Annotated in this window: 20 protein-coding genes, 1 tRNA gene and 3 pseudogenes; 12 read left to right on the top strand and 12 right to left on the bottom strand. The window is 45.1% G+C overall.

The features are described 5' to 3' along the window. Window positions 1–42 precede the first annotated feature (42 nt). The 12 genes and pseudogenes from C1709_RS00395 to C1709_RS00335 form a co-directional block, all read left to right on the top strand. Window positions 43–1,375: pseudogene (locus C1709_RS00395) on the top strand (DUF4372 domain-containing protein); the annotation flags it as partial. Window positions 1,376–1,465: 90 nt separating this feature from the next. Further along, a pseudogene (locus C1709_RS00390) lies at window positions 1,466–2,086 on the top strand (TraG family conjugative transposon ATPase); the annotation flags it as partial. 28 nt (window positions 2,087–2,114) lie between these two features. Next, window positions 2,115–2,744, top strand: coding sequence for a DUF4141 domain-containing protein (locus C1709_RS00385; protein ID WP_004358269.1), 630 nt, complete (start codon window positions 2,115–2,117; stop codon window positions 2,742–2,744). A 52-nt stretch (window positions 2,745–2,796) separates the two neighbouring features. Beyond that, window positions 2,797–3,834 (top strand): conjugative transposon protein TraJ, encoded by a 1,038-nt coding sequence (gene traJ / locus C1709_RS00380; RefSeq protein ID WP_004358249.1) that lies wholly within the window; start codon window positions 2,797–2,799, stop codon window positions 3,832–3,834. A 45-nt stretch (window positions 3,835–3,879) separates the two neighbouring features. Then, window positions 3,880–4,503 (top strand): conjugative transposon protein TraK, encoded by a 624-nt coding sequence (gene traK, locus C1709_RS00375; protein WP_102284996.1) that lies wholly within the window; start codon window positions 3,880–3,882, stop codon window positions 4,501–4,503. A 4-nt stretch (window positions 4,504–4,507) separates the two neighbouring features. Next, entirely contained in the window at window positions 4,508–4,810 is a 303-nt protein-coding gene (locus tag C1709_RS00370; RefSeq protein WP_040555354.1) for a hypothetical protein, read from the top strand. Further along, complete coding sequence (traM, locus tag C1709_RS01025; protein ID WP_245836880.1) at window positions 4,803–6,212, top strand: conjugative transposon protein TraM; 1,410 nt, start codon at window positions 4,803–4,805, stop codon at window positions 6,210–6,212. The genes C1709_RS00370 and traM overlap by 8 nt, the downstream gene beginning before the upstream one ends. A gap of 49 nt (window positions 6,213–6,261) precedes the next feature. Continuing rightward, complete coding sequence (gene traN / locus C1709_RS00355) at window positions 6,262–7,218, top strand: conjugative transposon protein TraN (RefSeq protein ID WP_102284995.1); 957 nt, start codon at window positions 6,262–6,264, stop codon at window positions 7,216–7,218. Further along, on the top strand, window positions 7,212–7,805 hold the full coding sequence (locus C1709_RS00350; protein WP_102284994.1) for a conjugal transfer protein TraO: 594 nt from the start codon (window positions 7,212–7,214) through the stop codon (window positions 7,803–7,805). The genes traN and C1709_RS00350 overlap by 7 nt, the downstream gene beginning before the upstream one ends. A 12-nt stretch (window positions 7,806–7,817) precedes the next feature. Then, window positions 7,818–8,303, top strand: a complete 486-nt coding sequence (locus tag C1709_RS00345) for a DUF3872 domain-containing protein (RefSeq protein WP_102284993.1) — start codon at window positions 7,818–7,820, stop codon at window positions 8,301–8,303. After that, window positions 8,290–8,796 carry a glycoside hydrolase family protein gene (locus C1709_RS00340; protein WP_102284992.1) on the top strand — a complete coding sequence of 169 codons (507 nt, stop codon included), beginning with the start codon at window positions 8,290–8,292 and terminating at the stop codon, window positions 8,794–8,796. Before C1709_RS00345 ends, C1709_RS00340 begins: the two co-directional genes overlap by 14 nt. 84 nt (window positions 8,797–8,880) lie before the next feature. Beyond that, window positions 8,881–9,810, top strand: coding sequence for an HNH endonuclease (locus tag C1709_RS00335; RefSeq protein ID WP_102284991.1), 930 nt, complete (start codon window positions 8,881–8,883; stop codon window positions 9,808–9,810). A gap of 112 nt (window positions 9,811–9,922) precedes the next feature. Here C1709_RS00335 and C1709_RS00330 read toward each other — a convergent pair whose 3' ends face one another. The 12 genes and pseudogenes from C1709_RS00330 to C1709_RS00995 form a co-directional block, all read right to left on the bottom strand. Continuing rightward, complete coding sequence (locus C1709_RS00330; protein WP_004339320.1) at window positions 9,923–10,156, bottom strand: hypothetical protein; 234 nt, start codon at window positions 10,154–10,156, stop codon at window positions 9,923–9,925. Window positions 10,157–10,160: 4 nt separating this feature from the next. Next, window positions 10,161–10,415, bottom strand: a complete 255-nt coding sequence (locus tag C1709_RS00325) for a hypothetical protein (protein ID WP_102284990.1) — start codon at window positions 10,413–10,415, stop codon at window positions 10,161–10,163. A 27-nt stretch (window positions 10,416–10,442) separates the two neighbouring features. Further along, on the bottom strand, window positions 10,443–11,717 hold the full coding sequence (locus tag C1709_RS00320) for a PcfJ domain-containing protein (protein WP_102284989.1): 1,275 nt from the start codon (window positions 11,715–11,717) through the stop codon (window positions 10,443–10,445). Window positions 11,718–11,721: 4 nt separating this feature from the next. Further along, the gene (locus C1709_RS00315; protein ID WP_102284988.1) at window positions 11,722–12,141 is read right to left on the bottom strand and encodes a PcfK-like family protein; all 420 of its coding nucleotides are present in this window, start codon (window positions 12,139–12,141) and stop codon (window positions 11,722–11,724) included. Window positions 12,142–12,146: 5 nt separating this feature from the next. Next, window positions 12,147–12,578 (bottom strand): hypothetical protein, encoded by a 432-nt coding sequence (locus tag C1709_RS00310; protein ID WP_102284987.1) that lies wholly within the window; start codon window positions 12,576–12,578, stop codon window positions 12,147–12,149. Between the two features lie 353 nt (window positions 12,579–12,931). Then, entirely contained in the window at window positions 12,932–13,351 is a 420-nt protein-coding gene (locus C1709_RS00300) for a hypothetical protein (protein ID WP_245836877.1), read from the bottom strand. Between the two features lie 167 nt (window positions 13,352–13,518). Beyond that, window positions 13,519–13,983, bottom strand: a complete 465-nt coding sequence (locus tag C1709_RS00295; RefSeq protein WP_025073060.1) for a DUF1896 domain-containing protein — start codon at window positions 13,981–13,983, stop codon at window positions 13,519–13,521. Between the two features lie 38 nt (window positions 13,984–14,021). Then, a complete protein-coding gene (locus C1709_RS00290; protein WP_449405526.1) occupies window positions 14,022–15,176 on the bottom strand; it encodes a site-specific integrase in 1,155 nt (384 codons plus the stop codon). Window positions 15,177–15,287: 111 nt separating this feature from the next. Next, window positions 15,288–15,383, bottom strand: a pseudogene (locus C1709_RS01100) (hypothetical protein); the annotation flags it as partial. A 367-nt stretch (window positions 15,384–15,750) separates the two neighbouring features. Continuing rightward, window positions 15,751–15,835 (bottom strand) — tRNA-Ser (locus C1709_RS00285). Between the two features lie 150 nt (window positions 15,836–15,985). Further along, entirely contained in the window at window positions 15,986–17,041 is a 1,056-nt protein-coding gene (locus C1709_RS01080) for an IS30 family transposase (RefSeq protein ID WP_449405525.1), read from the bottom strand. Continuing rightward, window positions 17,007–17,196 (bottom strand): hypothetical protein (locus tag C1709_RS00995; RefSeq protein ID WP_219704711.1); only part of this gene is annotated, 190 nt, incomplete at its 5' end. The genes C1709_RS01080 and C1709_RS00995, both read right to left, overlap by 35 nt.

Raw genomic sequence — 17,196 nt, 5'->3', positions numbered from 1 at the left:
CCCTTTTTGTTACCTTTGCTTTTGTTAGTAAACTTAGATAACATGAGCAAAAGTACACATTTCTTCGGACAGCCGGTGTATGGTCAGCTGATAAAATCACTTGATCATGATAAAATTGTTGAAACCAGCCGTAAGAACGGCGGTGAGCGGTATGTGAAGACCTTTGACGGCTTCACCCATCTTCTTACGATGCTGTATGCAGTCATCATGCGCTTCGACTCCCTACGCGAGATAGAGGCGGCAATGACGGCTGAGGTGCGCAAGCTTCACCACATAGGCATTGACAGGGTTCCTAAGCGCAGTACCCTGTCAGACGCGAACGCCAGACGCTCGGAGAAGTTCTTTGAGGACGTGTACCACGACCTTTACGAGTCCAATAAGGACAGACTTTCTTCGGACAGCCGACGCAATGGTACGGAGGAATGGATAAAACGTCTGAGAATCATCGATTCCACCACGATAACCCTGTNACGACCTTTACGAGTCCAATAAGGACAGACTTTCTTCGGACAGCCGACGCAATGGTACGGAGGAATGGATAAAACGTCTGAGAATCATCGATTCCACCACGATAACCCTGTTCTCTAACGTCATCTTCAAGGGCGTGGGACGGCATCCTAAGACGGGAAAGAAGAAGGGAGGCATAAAAGTGCATTCCGTCATTCATGCAAACGAAGGAGTTCACTGTGACGTTAAGTTCACCTCTGCCGCGACCAACGATTCCTTCATGCTTGCCCCCAGCCATTTCAAGCATGATGAAATCATTGCCCTGGATCGTGCATATATCAACTATGAAAAGTTTGAGGAACTGACCGAGAGGAACGTCGTCTATGTAACCAAGATGAAGAAAAATCTCAAATACGAGGTGCTGGCAGACTGCATGGATATGAACGAGGATGGGCTGATGGAATATCGTGAGCAGGTGGTGGTGTTCAGGAAGGGCGGTATCAACCATATAGCGCGTATCATCACCTATGTGGATATCAAGAGGGGAAAGATGCCAAAGTTCGTGTCCTTGCTTACCAACGACTTTGACATGTCCATGGAGACTATCGTAGCCATCTACCGCAGGAGGTGGCAGATAGAATCTCTTTTCAAGCAGATAAAACAGAACTTCCCGCTTAGATACTTCTATGGGGAGAGTGCCAACGCCATCAAGATACAGATTTGGGTTACACTCATTGCCAATCTATTACTGTCACTGCTGCAAAGCTCATTGCAGAGGCGGTGGAGTTTCTCAGGGCTGGCTACTATGGTGCGCATTGTACTTATGGAATACCTTAATATGAATAATTTCTTCAACATGCCGGATGCCGACATGAAACTCATGCTTGAAGCAGCGGCTGAATCGCCACCGGAGGTAACAGAAAATGAATAAGGGGGCTTGTCACTAACATGCTGTTATCCGAACTATTGTGTCTCAATGAGTTGGAATGAGGATTTCTATGTTTAGCGGACAGTAATAATTGTCTTTGAAATCGATCAAGTGAAGGATAACAAAGACCTCTTTCCTGTGGTAACGATTATCATCATGGAAGCCTTCATCAACAAGATGCGCCGATTAAAGGGTATCCGCAAGATGATACTTATTGAGGAAGCATGGAAAGCCATTGCTTCGGCAAACATGGCGGACTACATCAAGTATCTCTATAAGACGGTGAGAAAGTATTTTGGAGAAGCCATTGTCGTAACGCAGGAGGTGGACGATATCATCCAGTCGCCCATTGTCAAGGAGAGCATCATCAACAACTCCGACTGCAAGATACTGCTTGACCAGCGCAAGTACATGACCAAGTTCGACGGTATACAGGCGATGCTCGGTCTATCGGAAAAGGAAAAGAGCCAGATACTCTCCATCAATCAGAACAACGACCCCAACCGACTCTACAAGGAAGTTTGGATAGGTCTGGGCGGTATGCAGAGTGCTGTCTATGCTACGGAGGTGAGCATGGAGGAATACCTCACCTACACCACGGAAGAAACCGAGAAGGTGGAGGTCATGCAGCGTGCGGAACAGCTCGGTGGCGACATCGAAACGGCTATCCGTCAGCTTGCCATAGAGAAAAGAAACAATAAAAAGAAATAAGTAATAAACCATCAAAACTATAGCAACAATGAAAAAGTACATTTTCATGGCTCTCTTAGGATTGAGCCTTTCAGTTCCCAAAGCACACGCACAGTGGACGGTCTATGACCCGGGTAACTTTGCCGGCAACATTGCCAATACGGTCAAGGAGATTGCCACCGCCTCGAAGACAGTAAAGAATACCTTGGACGGATTCAAGGAGGTGGAAAAACTCTACAACGATACCAAGAAGTATTACGATGCCCTCAAGAAGGTGAATAACCTTATAGGAGATGCTTATAAGGTCAAGGAGTGTATTCTCATGGTAGGCGACATCTCGGAGATTTATGTTACCTCATATAAGAAAATGCTCTCAGACAAGAACTTCCGCCCTTCGGAACTCGCCGCAATGGCTTCGGGCTACACCAAGCTTCTCGAGCAGAGCGGTGAGAGCCTGAAAGAACTCAAGTCCATCGTCAAGAGTAACGTCTTCTCCATGAACGACCACGAGCGCATGCAGCAGATAGACCGTATCTATACCACACTACGTGAATACCGCTCTTTGGTGTCGTACTATACAAGGAAGAACATCTCCGTAAGTTACGTGCGTGCAAGGGAGAAGAACAACCTTGCCTCTGTCAAGGCACTCTACGGCAATACGGCAAGCAGGTATTGGTAAATCCACAGACAAAGAAAGAACTTGAACGAACTTTCATAAAACACTTTTGCTTATGGATTTTGCCAGTTTACATGAGCTGCTTCGCTCGACCTACGATGAGATGATGCCGCTCTGTGCCCAAATGACGGGCATTGCCAAAGGCATTGCGGGCTTGGGGGCGCTTTTTTATATTGCCCTTCGGGTGTGGGCTTCCATTGCCCGTGCCGAGGCAATCGATGTGTTTCCACTGCTACGCCCCTTTGTCTTGGGCTTTTGCATCATGTTCTTCCCGACAGTCGTACTGGGTACGATGAATGCCGTTCTCTCGCCCGTAGTGCAGGGAACGGAGATGATGGTACACCAACAGGAAGGCAACTTGGCGGAGCTGACCGCCAAGAGGGATAAGCTGCAGGAGGAAGCCTACCTCAGAAATCCTGAAACGGCTTATCTTGTATCGAACGAGAAATTTGACCAAAAGATAGAGGAAATGGGCATCATCGGTCCGGAGGATGCCGTGACGATTGCGGGGATGTATGCCGAGCGTGCCGCCTACCAGACCAAGCAATGGGTCATGAAACTTGTTCACGACTTTTTGGAATTGCTGTTTCATGCTTCGGGGCTTATCATTGACACGCTTCGCACCTTTATTCTGATTGTCCTTTCGATACTCGGACCTATCGTGTTCGGCATAGCCGTGTGGGATGGTCTTGCAGGCTCACTTACGGCATGGTTCTCACGCTATATATCGGTCTACCTGTGGCTGCCTGTGAGTTCGATTCTTACGGCACTGCTCACCAAGATACAAGTCCTCATGATGCAGAAGGACATCGATGCCCTCAGCGATCCGAACTATCTGCCTGATTCAGGGACGTGGTACTACATCGTCTTTTTCCTCATCGGTATTGTGGGCTACTTCTGCGTGCCTACTGTGGCAGGTTGGATTATTGAAGCTGGTGGCGGTATTGGCTCCTACGGTCGCAATGTTAACCAGACAGCACAGCGTGGCGCACAAGGTGCATATACAGGCGGTAAGGCTGCCATGGCAGGCGCAGGTGCTGCTGTGGGAAATGTCGGTGGACGTATCAAGGGAGCACTGCTTAAAGGAAAATAGAAATCGAGCAACTATGCTTAATTAATCAACAGATATAAAAGAAAAATGGAATTCAAATCACTCAACAACATCGAGACCTCATTCAGACAGATAAGACTCTATGCCTTTGTCTTTGCTATCGTCTGCGTGGCGGTAAGCGGTTATACCGTCTATGCCTCATACGGCTTCACCAAGGAGCAGCGGGAGAAAATCTATGTGCTCGACCAGGGAAAGTCGCTCATGCTGGCTCTCAGTCAGGATGCAAGTCGTAATCGTCCCGTGGAGGCAAGGGAACACGTCCACCGTTTCCACGAGCTCTTCTTCACCATTGCGCCCGATAAGGACGCCATCGAGGAGAATATGCAACGAGCCTTCCTCCTGTGCGACAAGTCGGCTTTCAACTATTACAAAGACTTGGCAGAGAAGGGCTATTATAACCGTGCCATATCGGGTAATATCAACCAGCGCATAGAGGTGGACTCTATCCGCTGCAACTTTAATACTTACCCTTATGCGGTAACGACCTATGCACGGGAGTTTATCGTCCGTCAGAGTAACGTTACAGAGCGCAGTCTTGTAACGACCTGCACGCTGCAGAACTCTGTCCGCTCGGATAACAACCCGCAAGGCTTCCTGATGGAGAACTTCCTCGTCAAGGAGAATAGGGATATACAGACCTATAAACGATAAGGCTATGGCAAGAAAAGTAAACTATCTGCTCGCTCACCATTATCTGAGATTTCACCTTTGGCTCCGTCATTGGTGTGAAAGGCTCACGATAAGGCAGCGCAAGGCTATCGTCTATGGGCTGAGTTTTATCTATCTCATCTGTTCCCTTTGGATGATAGCGCAGTTTTTCCTTCCTCCAAAGAAGGAGAAACTACCCATCCCCACGGGAAAGCTGACGGACAGTCCGATACGGACGGACAGCACTTTACAAGAGTTACACGGCAATTTTTACCTACAACATCATCAAACAATCAAAGAAAATGGATAATAAACAGAAAGAACAAATGAAAAAAGGCTTGGTCTTTGGAGGTCTGGGACTGCTGTTTGCCCTCTCGATGTGGTTTATCTTCGCACCATCGGACAAGGATAAGACCGCTGCGGAGCAGGGACTCAATGACAGCATCCCGCAGGCAACGCCCGAGCAGCTTACGGGCAACAAGCTAAAAGCCTACGAATTAGGCGACAAGACACACGAGGAGGAACAGACCCGTGAGGAGATGGGCAAGCTGTCGGACTATTTCGCACAGAACACCGCTCCATCAGAGGCGAAGCGTGCAGAAACAGCTGCTTCTACGGCAAAGATAGAAAACTCTATGCACCGCTATGAGGAGAATAATCGCCTCTTAAACTCCTTTTACGCTCCCGATCCACACGAGCAGGAGCGTGAAGCCTTGCGCTCGGAAATAGATAACCTTAAAAAGGAACTCTCTTCCAAAGACAGCAGGGAGGGTGATGAAGAGAAAAGGCAGCTTGCCCTGATGGAAAAGAGCTATCAGATGGCAGCAAAGTATCTTCCCAAGGCTTCTGCCGTTCCACCATCTTTGGGTAATGACTTTACTGAGAGTAAGGGACAAACGGCTACGGACAAAGGGCTGCGCATGAGCAATAATGCAAACGGAGGTTCAGCCGACTTGCCTGCAATGGAAATCTTGGCGGAGCGCAAACAGGTGGTGACTTCACTCGGTCAGCCGATGAGCGATGCGGATTTTATCAAGGAATATGGAACAAGAGCACGGAACATGGGNAATGCAAACGGAGGTTCAGCCGACTTGCCTGCAATGGAAATCTTGGCGGAGCGCAAACAGGTGGTGACTTCACTCGGTCAGCCGATGAGCGATGCGGATTTTATCAAGGAATATGGAACAAGAGCACGCAACATGGGCTTCCATTCGCTAACAAGTACGGCTGCACCCACGATGCGCAATACGCTCAAAGTGGTGGTGGACAGAACGACCACGCTCAAGGAGGGCGACAATGTGGTACTCCGCCTGCTGGAAACTGCCAAGGTGCAGGGACTGCGCATTCCACGTCAAAGCCGACTCATAGCCGCTGCCAAGATTGAGGGCAACCGTATGCACCTGCTTATCAAAAGCATTGAGGTGGACGGACATATCATAGCCGTCAAGCTCTCGGCATACGACACGGACGGACAGGAGGGGGTGTATATACCAGGTTCGGAGGACATCAATGCGCTTAAGGAAGTCGGGGCGAACATCGGTGGTTCAATGGGAACTTCCTTTACCTTCGCTTCCTCTGCCAAAGACCAGATTATCTCCGAGGCTGCCCGTGGGGTGATGCAAGGTGCAAGTCAGCTGCTTCAGAAGAAACTGCGCACCGTCAAGGTAACGCTCAAAGGGGGCTATCGCCTTTTCTTGGTTCAGTCCAAATAAAACAATCAAAAATGACAAGTAAAACAATAACATCAAATCAACAGCAACAATGAAGAAACTTATTATCTCAATGACTTTGCTCGCAACGATGGGAGCGACAGCCACAGCACAAGACCTCAACAGCGGCATACCGCTTATGCCTAACCGTCCTCTCTCTTCGGGCGAACTCTTTCAAGGCATGACCCGTGCCATTCCTAATGGGCGTGTCGTACTGCCGTATGGTCTTGACGTTACCTTTGACAAGACCGTGCATCTTATCTTCCCTTCTGCCATCCGCTATGTAGACTTAGGTTCGCAGAACATCATCGCAGGGAAGGCGGAGGATGCAGAGAACGTACTACGTGTAAAGGCTTCGGTGAAGGACTTTGAGACGGAAACCAACATGAGCGTGATTTGCGAGGACGGCTCGTTTTACGCTTTCAATGTCAAATATGCTGATGAGCCAGAGAAGCTCAGCATTGAGATGAAAGACTTCCTGTCACCAACTGAGGGGCGATTGCCCAGCAATCGTGCCGACATCTATTTCAAGGAACTCGGCAACGAGTCGCCCGTATTAGTAAAGCTGATGATGCAGACCATCTATCAGAATGACAAGCGTACCATCAAACATATCGGTGCACAGCAGTTCGGTATGAAGTTCCTGCTTCGTGGCTTGTATGCCCATAACGGCTTGCTGTATTTCCACACTCGTATGGAAAACGGTACGAATATGCCGTACTCGGTGGATTTTATCACATTCAAGGTGGTGGATAAGAAGGTCGCAAAGCGTACCGCCATTCAGGAGCAAGTGCTTCTGCCCTTACGTGCCTATCATCAGGTGATGCAGGTGCGTGGCATGGGTAGTGAACACACTGTGTTTGCGCTCGAACAGTTCTCTCTTGCAGAAGACAAGCAGCTTGAAGTGACGCTCTATGAGAGAAATGGTGGTCGTACACTGACCTTTCATGTAACGGCAGAAGACCTGCGGTTGGCAAAGAAGATTGATAACCTCAAACTGAAATGGTAGACATTATGAAGAAGAAAATCATTTTATCGGTTTGTGCAGCGGTAGCAATGGCTTTTAGCTTGCCCTCGCAAGCACAGCGACTTATCCCCAAGCAAAGGGGAATAGAGGTCGTAGGGAGTGTTCCGCTTATCAAGGGAGAGAAACTTTTTACAGGTGATAATTTCGGTGTAGGCATATCGCTTCCCCGTTATCTCAAAAAGGAGAACTACACCTTTGTTATGGCAGAGTATGAACAGCAGAATATGCCGTACAGGAGTTATAACGTAAAACTCAAGGATGCACTCTTACAGGTGGGCTATATGCACCCGATACTCTCCGACAATGGCAAGAACGTGCTTCTCTATGGTGGCATATCCGTATTAGGTGGTTATGAGGAAATCAACGAGGATCAGAAGCTGCTGCCCGATGGGGCTACGCTGCTCGACCGCTCACGCTTCGTCTATGGCGGAGCCGTTCATGGCTCGGTGGAGGTGTTCCTCACGGACAGGCTTCTGTTTCTTGTCAAGGCACAAGGGCGGTTGCTCTTCGGCTCTGACGTGCATCGTTTCCGTCCTGCGCTATCAGCAGGACTTAGGTTTAATATTTAATAGAAAAGAAACATGAAAAAGAAGATATTAAGTTCGATATGGGTAATGGGCGTACTTGCCCTTGCCGTGTTTTGTCTATCTGCTTGTGATAGGGAGCTGGATGTTCAGCAGTCTTATCCGTTCACTGTCGAGACGATGCCCGTTCAGAAGGACATTGTCAAGGGACAGACGGCAGAGATACGCTGCACGCTCAAGCGAGGGGGCGATTTTGCTGACACACGCTACACCATCCGATACTTCCAGCCCGACGGCAAGGGAACACTGAAAATGGACGATAGAAAAGTGTTCAAGCCCAACGACCGCTATCCGCTCACAAAGGACGTTTTCCGTCTGTACTACACCTCGCTCTCCACGGACCGCCAGACGATTGACGTGTACGTGGAGGACAGTTTTGGTAAGATGCAGCAACTGACTTTCAGTTTCAACAACGAAAAGGCGGAGGAAAAAGGAAAGTCCACCACAGTAGTAACCAAAGCTTTGAACGATGCGAACAGCTAAACGCTTTGCTTTATTCTGTATAATGTGCTTGCTCTGTCAGCCGACCCTTGCCCAGCGCAGGGTACGGTTGGCAGACTTACCTCCTTTTGAGCGCGCCGTGGTGGTCGTGAAATACTTCGAGGGGCTACACAGAAAAGGTTGCTATCCGTATGTCGGATATGGGCATCAGTTGCAACCGGGCGAGCATTTCTCTTCCAATATGACGGAACGGCAGGCGGACTCGCTCCTCCGTGCAGACCTTTGGAAATGCTTTGAACACTTCAAAGGGTATGGTAAGGATGCCTTGCTGCTTACCTTGCTTGCCTACAATGTGGGTGTGGGAAGGTTGCTCGGATATGGTAAGCACCCCAAGAGTAGACTACTACAAAAGATAGAAGCTGGCGACAAGAACTTTTATCGGGAGTATGTCTCGTTCTGCCGATACAAGGGAAAAATCTTATGTGGGCTGGTCAAGCGCAGACAGGTGGAGTTTGCGCTGTTCTTTATTCCATAAAAATATAACTATTGATTTTTCTTTTTTAATAGTTGTGTTTTGTATAAAAGAAGTATATTTGCAAAATTTATTTTTAATAATAAAATGATAAAATTAGATTCTAAGCAAATGATTAAGAATGTGGATAAGTATTACTCATTTGTAGTATGTTATCATTTAAATGATAACAAAGAGATTATATTACAGGACTCCCACAAAGGTAAATGCCGTTTTTGTGGGAAGGGTCAACCTAATGTTACTTTTGAGAAAGTAGCTCATGCCATTCCTCATTTTATTGGTAACCAAACCTTAAAGAGTGAATATGAATGCGATGAATGTAATCAATTATTTAGTATGTATGAGAGTCAATTTGCTGAATATATGAAATTACATCATGTCTTTGCAAAAGTGAATAAAGGTGGAGGAAAGATACCTAAGTATAAAAATAATTCATCAGAACAATCATCTATATCTATCGATACAAATGGCTTTAATATAAAATGTGTAGAAGGAGAACAACTAAAAGTAGACTTGGATATTAACAACAAATCATTTTCTGTTAAAGGCAAAAGAAGCTATATTCCACAGTATGTTTATAAAGCTTTAACCAAGATGGCACTAACAATAATGCCTGAAAGTGAATTAAAATATTTTGAACACACATTATCATGGTTGCAGGGACAACGAGAGTGTGGTCCTGGATTAAAGATGATAGAAAGATTATATCAAGCAAGATTTCCTTTTAATTCTTGTATGATTTTTAAAAGAAAAAATGATAACGATGATGTTCCTGCTTACATTTTCGGATTGGCATACTTTAATTTTTTTATCCAGATACCGATACCTTTGTGTGATAAAGATTTTTCGAAACAAAGAAAAAGTCTAACAATGCCCTATATACCGACACCATTAGATGAAGAAAAAATACCATGTTTTTGTGGAGTGAAAGATTTATCATCTACAGAAAAAGCAAAAGATGAAGATATTAGTATGGTATTTTCATTTGGTGCATTTGAAGAAATGTCTAGAAAATAGTATTCATCTAAAAATACTTGCGACTTTCTTTTGCTTCTTTGCTTTGGTCGCCTACTCGTTCAAAGAGAAAGAAAAGAAGCCACGCAAATTTTAGCTTGCGTGGCTTTTGCTATTATTTAGGAGGATATTTTTGCACTTTCATTATTCTGTCTATTCGTTTGTAGGGGTGTCTGTCAAATGCCCAATTTATCTCATCATCGGGCAAAGTGCTGTGAATGCTTCCACCCATAACCAACCCACAATGTTGCAGGACTTTCTGCCGTGCGTCTTCTTTGCTCTCCGCAACCACATCGAACACTCCTTCAAAGACATATTGCGTCCGAACTCTGTAAACTTTCTTCTTCATAATCTTAAAATTCAACCTTTAATAATCTGTATTCCTTTGGCTCTCCATTGGACAGTCTGCGGTGTTTGAGCCAAAAGTGGTGCGCACCATAACCATAGGCAAAGAACTTATCAAGTTCTGTTTCTTCAGCTATTTTATTGATAGCCGACCTTAACTCCTCTTTGCTGTCGGATAGGGTTATTGCGTTGATAACCCTAATGAGAATATGCGGTATCTCGTCTGCATAGTTATAGATGATGTTTTCAATCTCTGTTTTCATATCTCTGATAATTTAATGGTTCATACTTTATGCTGTTGCTTTCATTCTTCGGCTTATAAGACCTCGATTGGCATTCACAAGGTTTACTATCTGTTCGTGATATTCCGTATTCTTGTTGCACACTCCACGACTTTGTACCACTTCCAAAGTTCGTAATGATACTTCAATGGTTTCTATTCGCTTGCCTTCAATGGTAGCCGAAAGGATAAGGGAGTCCTCCTTGAGGTAGTATGCATTAGAGAATACGCAATGGTGCATTGATACACCTTCTTCTAAATGCTCCTGCACGCTCTCCAATACGTGGACTTGAATAGTGCCATCTGTGAAACAGATACCGAAAAATTTTGATTTGAGTTCCTTGAAACGTTTTTCATCTTCCATTGCCTTCTGCTGCTTCTGTTCTATCTCCTCCCTTTCACGCACTCTGAGAAGTTCCTCGTGTCTGCGGTCGTGTTCGCCTTTAAGGTCTGTGGGGCAAAGAAATTTTGGGTTGTGAATATCCTTGCCCAACCTGAAGAGTGTGTCTACATAGTCACACCAAAGGGAAATATCTGTAATATCATAGCCGTTACGGACTGCAATCTTATAGGACTGCCAATACTCGTCAAACGCTCTTCTTTTGCCAAGGAAATAGCGTAGGTGGTCTGTACGTCCCGACTTCATCAATGTTTCTGCACGGTTGTCTGTAAGCAATGCAGGAATAAGCTGTGTAGGCACGATGCCATAGAAGTTATCCTTAAAACCATTTCTACGAAGTGTGTCTGTAACCTTGAACTTTGGATATATCGGTGAGTAGGCAATATGCTGATAGGCTTCATTATCGTTGCGTATCGCCATAGGGCTATAATAGGAAAAGGTATCAATATAGTGTCCCAACACCCTCTGTATGGCAACCACAGCTTTTCGTCCCAGCATATTCCACCAATATTGCCCAATCTCAATTATAGAAGTTTGTGCTTTGTAACCTTTCTCCATACCCACAACAAGTAGGAACATACGTAATACTTGAAACTCTCCACAAGTGGTAAGTATGGTGAAATACTGCTTCTGCTGCAACTTGCGTTCGTAGGTTTCCTTGACCTGCAACTTTGCCCTGCAATGAGGGCAAATGCAAGTTTCTCTATGTTTGTTCATTACCCAACTATGCCCACAATCCATACAAGTGGTGCGACCTTTTGGCAAGCGGTAGGCGAAGTGGTCTATGCACTCACGGAATGCCCACTTATTTTGTGTCTTGGTTATTGGGCGAAGATACTTACTTTGTTCCAAAACTGCCTTTTCAAATTTGTTTCTCGGTTTCATAGGCTTAAAAATCGAATAGTGATGGTTGTACTTGGGTTGCTATGTTCTCAGTCTTTTTCACTCGTGCGTTACGGCTCTGTAACTTGGCAAGTTCCTCACGCTGATATTGCTTAATGGCTTCCTGTCTTGCTTCAGCTTTTTCTTCCTCTGTGAGTTCCACAATGTGATTAACAGCAACTTGGAAAGAAATAGCCTTACCCACCTCTATATCGTCCTCATCGTAGTAGTGAACAGCCATAGAGAAAATTTCATCATCATCAAAGCCGTTACAACCGCTTTTCTGCACTTCATTAAGAATGTAGGTGATGCACTCCTCGATATTCTTGTTCGGTTTCATCAAGTTAGGGGCAAACAAGGGGTCTGCCATAGCACGCTGATTAAGATATTCGGCTATTGTCCGTGTAAAATGTTCTGTTCCTTTCATATTGCTTAGTATTTTGGGATTTCTACAATTTGATTGATACGTCCATATAGGTAGGCTCTTAGGCTTGTTCTGTCGGGTGCGTAATACTCTGTCCATTGTCCGTACTGATTGACAAGGTATTTCTTCAGTACATCAAAGAAGTCAAAGCGATAGCCTTGCAGGGGTACGGCTGTGCGGAAATAGGTATTAGAGTTTACCGCTTCACATAGCCAATTCTTTTCTTCACGGCTCATACACTCACCACTATTGAGTTTCACACGCAGGATATATACTTTGCTGTTACAAAGGCTCTCCAAAGGGGGAACGTCCCATTGTACAAACTTAATTGCCAATACTTGCTCACTCTTTTCAGCCGTAGGGTTAATGCGGTAATGAGAGGAGGAGCTATATCCTTTGCTGTTCATCGAAGATGTTGTATTTACTTTTTGCTTATCCATAGCGACATTTTTTTTATGCGTCCAAAGATCGGAGTATGCTGATTCCTTTTTGTAGCAAAATAGAGGTAGCGGGGCAGGCTTACACAAGGTTTTGGCGGAAAATACTACCCGTAGGTGTGGAGATTTTCCAGACAAACCAAGCGGCATAGACCTTTTGAAAGCCACAAGCCCCGTATTACCTTTGCGGATAAAAAGGAAACAGCATCCGCTTCTCCTTGTCATCGCATATCATGGAGCATTGGAAAAGAAGCAGAAGTGCAACGCTCGTAGTGGAAAATAGAAAAGGTGGCTATCTCAAAATGCGAGATAACCACCTAATGAAATAACATGAAGGTTTTACAGAGCTGTGCTTCTCAAAGCACGCAGAGCAGGATGGCACAGACAATCGCCAGCCAGAAGAGAATGCTCAGCAGCGTAAATGCCACTTTCAGAATTACCCTGACTATAAAGCGTAGTATCAGAAAACCAGTAATGACTGAGACGACAGTTACGACTTGTGGCGTTACGATTTTCGAGATAAGCCAAACGACACCAATAACGATAGAAAGCAGGATTGCGAGTTCGATGAAGCGTGTCCAACCGAAGCGGCGGACTTGCTTGGGAGAATTCGGCTGCTGCTTGTTCTTATCGGTTTTGTTCGATGCGTCTGCCTTGATGAAGGCAGGTGTGTGAACGATTTCGTTAAGCCGTGAGGACAATGGAAGCTCGCTTCTATTGTCTCGGCGAGAAATAGCACTTTTAAGAACGTCTTGATTCATGATGATTGTATTCATATCGGAGCTTTTTATAGTTTCAAGAGCAGTTACAAGATGCGCAGACTACACACGAGTTGTTGAGAGCTATGCTCGAAAAAAGACAAGTGTTTGAAAAAACTCTTGGCGTATGGAGTGGAGCGTTTATCTTGGCTCTTGACACTACAAAAGCTCCAGATGGTGCTACATCAAGTCATGTTCTCACCGCCTACGGTTGGCAGACCATTGACCTCAATGAGCAGAACGATTGTTCCTGTCAATTCGGTGTAGAGTTTCTCATACTCAGGACTTGCACCGAAGTCATCTGACAGCTCATACTTGTCGAAAACGCTTTGCACAGCCTTATTCTTCAGAAGCATTGGTGTTAGTCTTTCGGGGAGTGGAGAGGGCAGTTCTTTCTCGAACTCATTCTCCAAGACAGACACAAGTGTATCATACTTTGAAAAATGCAGTCCTTGATGCAACACTTCGTTTGCCATACTCTCCGCTTCGGGATGCGAGAAGCCTTGTGCCACTGCATCGCAGTAGGTGGAAAGTGCTTCATCGGCTCTTGCCGTTATGAATGGTTTGTCGCCCAGCAGTTCTGGGAAATGCTCACTGAGATAGTTCTCCAACTTCAGACGGAAGTAAGATAGTTCTTTCTTGGTTTCCATAAATCTTTTATTTTAGGGTTATACGTTTTATTATATTATCAGATGCCCATCGCCTTATTGAACTTGCCGAGTTTGTCAGCGAGCTGTTCCATGTCATGCTCCACTTTTTTGTTGGTTATGCGGGCATAAATTTGTGTAGTTTTAATGTTGGTATGCCCCAACATCTTCGATACACTTTCCATAGGAACACCCTTGCTGAGCGACATGGTTGCAAACGTATGTCGGGCAAGATGGAAGGTCAGATTCTTCTTGATGCCACAAATGTCGGCAATTTCTTTCAAATATGCGTTGGTTTTCTGATTAGTTAAGATGGGAAACAGTTTGCCGTTCCGATAGGTCTTATGACTGTACTTGGCGATGATATTCTTGGGAATGTCAAGAAGCAACACATTTGTTTCCACGCTTGTTTTCTGCCTTTTGGTCATAATCCACTGCTTGTCATCAAGCGTAACAATGTTGTCTGGTGTAAGGTTGGATACGTCAATATATGCCAGACCTGTGAAGCATGAAAAGATGAAAACATCCCTTACTAACTCCAAGCGTTGAATAGCAAATTCCTTGTTGGCTATCTTCATAATCTCCTCATCCGTGAGAAAACCTCGATTGACCGGCTCCAAGTGAAAACGGTGGTTGAGGAAGGGGTCGTGATACAAAACTCCCATCTTTTGTCCTAATATTGTTATGGTCTTGAAAGTTTTCATTGTCTTGGTTGCGGTATTGGGATTTTGCCCAACGACAGTACGAAGGTAGATATCAAATTCTCTAATAACTGTATATGTAAGCTCTGATAGTTTGATATCCGACCTTTTGTAATTCCTTTGGAGAAATTCCCTGAAGTGGCGTTCGCAGACATTATATTTTTGTAATGTTGCACTACTCGCAGAAATACCGACTTGTCGTGCTATATCGGCATTGTGCTTATCAAAGAGTTGCAACAGTGTATCAATGTCTTCTTTCTTACCCAGATATTCTGATTTGATGCGCTCCAGACATATATCGGGGTTGTCTTCTAATTTTCGATAGATACTCTGCAAGCCATTACGAATGTTGTCCAGTTCAAGATTTGTACTAAGAACGTCGGTTGTACGTCCTTTCAGTTTCTCATTCTCCTTGTCCCATAGTGATTGCTCTACCGCAATTCCTGTGGAGCCAAGTGAAAGCCGTTCATNCCAGCCATTACGAATGTTGTCCAGTTCAAGATTTGTACTAAGAACGTCGGTTGTACGTCCTTTCAGTTTCTCATTCTCCTTGTCCCATAGTGATTGCTCTACCGCAATTCCTGTGGAGCCAAGTGAAAGCCGTTCATTATTGAGATAGATTCTCAACATTACTGGTGTCTTTCCTTCCTTGTTGACATAGTTGCTTCTAAGATAGAAGGCGGTTCTAAAATTTGTCTTCATACTTGTTTTTTTTAATTGTAGCCAGAAATAGAGAAATTGTAGCCAGACGAAAAGGAAATTGTAGCCAAACGTCCATACTTTCAACTTCTGTAGCCCAGCTACAAAGTTCTACATAATTGTTTGAATAGCAGTAAAATACAAGTACTCTAAACGAACTCTCTACGAACTCTTGGCTACAATTTTTGTTTGTCTCAAAAAAATGTAGCCAGATTGTAGCCACAGGAGAGTATTTTGGGAGTATATACGACCTCTAAACGACCTCTGAAAAGTAAGATTTGTATGAAACAAAAGTATCGCAACTTATTGAAGTTACGATACTTACGTGTTTTTGAAGTTTTTCTCAACTCTTTTTACAGAGTACTTCACGCGGAGAGAGAGGGATTCGAACCCCCGGCACCTCTCAGTGCGACGGTTTTCAAGACCGTTGTAATCGACCACTCTACCATCTCTCCTTGACTTGAAGCAAGTCGGTTTTCTGAAAAGCGACGGCAAAGGTAACACTTTTTATCCGAACACAAACAAAGGTGGAGGGCAAAGGGAATGTGTTTAGGAAAATTTAACACGCATGGGCGGAGGGGCGGATTCCATAAGCAAGTGCAAAATTACACAATTCTTTGTTTAATCATATCTTTTGGTTTTTGAAATTGATTCTTTTTTCTTGGTCTGTTGTTTAATTTCTCTATTATATGTTTTATCATTCCCTTGGATATACCTTTGAAATTGGTCTTCTTAGGTATATATTGCCTGATGAGTCCATTCATGTTTTCTATTGCCCCCTTTTCCCATGAGGAGTATGGATGCGCAAAATAAACAGTTGTACCCAGTTCCCTTGCTATAATATCATGCGCTGCAAACTCACTTCCGTTGTCCGTGGTAATAGTCCTGACTGGCAATTGGGACTCTCTAAGCAGCCGCACCACGGCATGCGCCAAAGGTACGGCCTGTTTTCCCGTTTCAAGTCTCTCCATGAGCATATAACAGCTCTTCCTGTCCACCAGCGTTACGATGGCACCTTTTCCATTCTTTCCCACGATGGTGTCCATTTCCCAATCGCCTATGGAACGACCATCTGCCTCGACGGGCCGTTCGTCAATCGAAACTCTGTTAGATATCAGTGCGCTGCCCGACATATTAGATGTCCTGCCCTTGTGCCCGCCATGGCGAAGGTGTTTCCGGATATTATCCTTACGGTGCGGGGAACTGGCTGCTATCCAATTATAGATAGTAGACTTGGAGACCTTAATGCCTTCCTCTCTCNTGCCCGACATATTAGATGTCCTGCCCTTGTGCCCGCCATGGCGAAGGTGTTTCCGGATATTATCCTTACGGTGCGGGGAACTGGCTGCTATCCAATTATAGATAGTAGACTTGGAGACCTTAATGCCTTCCTCTCTCCTAAGCCAGCCGGAAACTTCCTCGGGGGACCATTGCTCATGGCGGATAAGTTCAAACACACGGCTGCGGACATAAGGCTTGACAGAACGGTTGCCAGGGTTGTTCGACTTGCGACGGCGAGCTCTGAGTATTGCCAAATGACAGTTGTAGATGCCCTTCTCATTTGAATTGCGATTAATTTCGCGAGAGACGGTACTTACAGACACGCCAATTGTCTCGGCTATAAAACTAAGTGAGAATTTCTTTTGGAGTAACACACTTATTGTGTATCTTTGCTCCGAGGTTAATTGTACCCCAGTTCGGGATAACCGAGTGTCTTATACAATATAAATGCAGTGTGAATACGCCTCCTCCCCATGCCATTAGGAGTGGGTAATAACAGAAGGCTGAAAGAAGTTGTTTTGCCTTTAGAATAGTG

The sequence above is a fragment of the Metaprevotella massiliensis genome (genome assembly GCF_900241015.1).
This window is presented reverse-complemented; position numbering and strand designations above follow the sequence as displayed.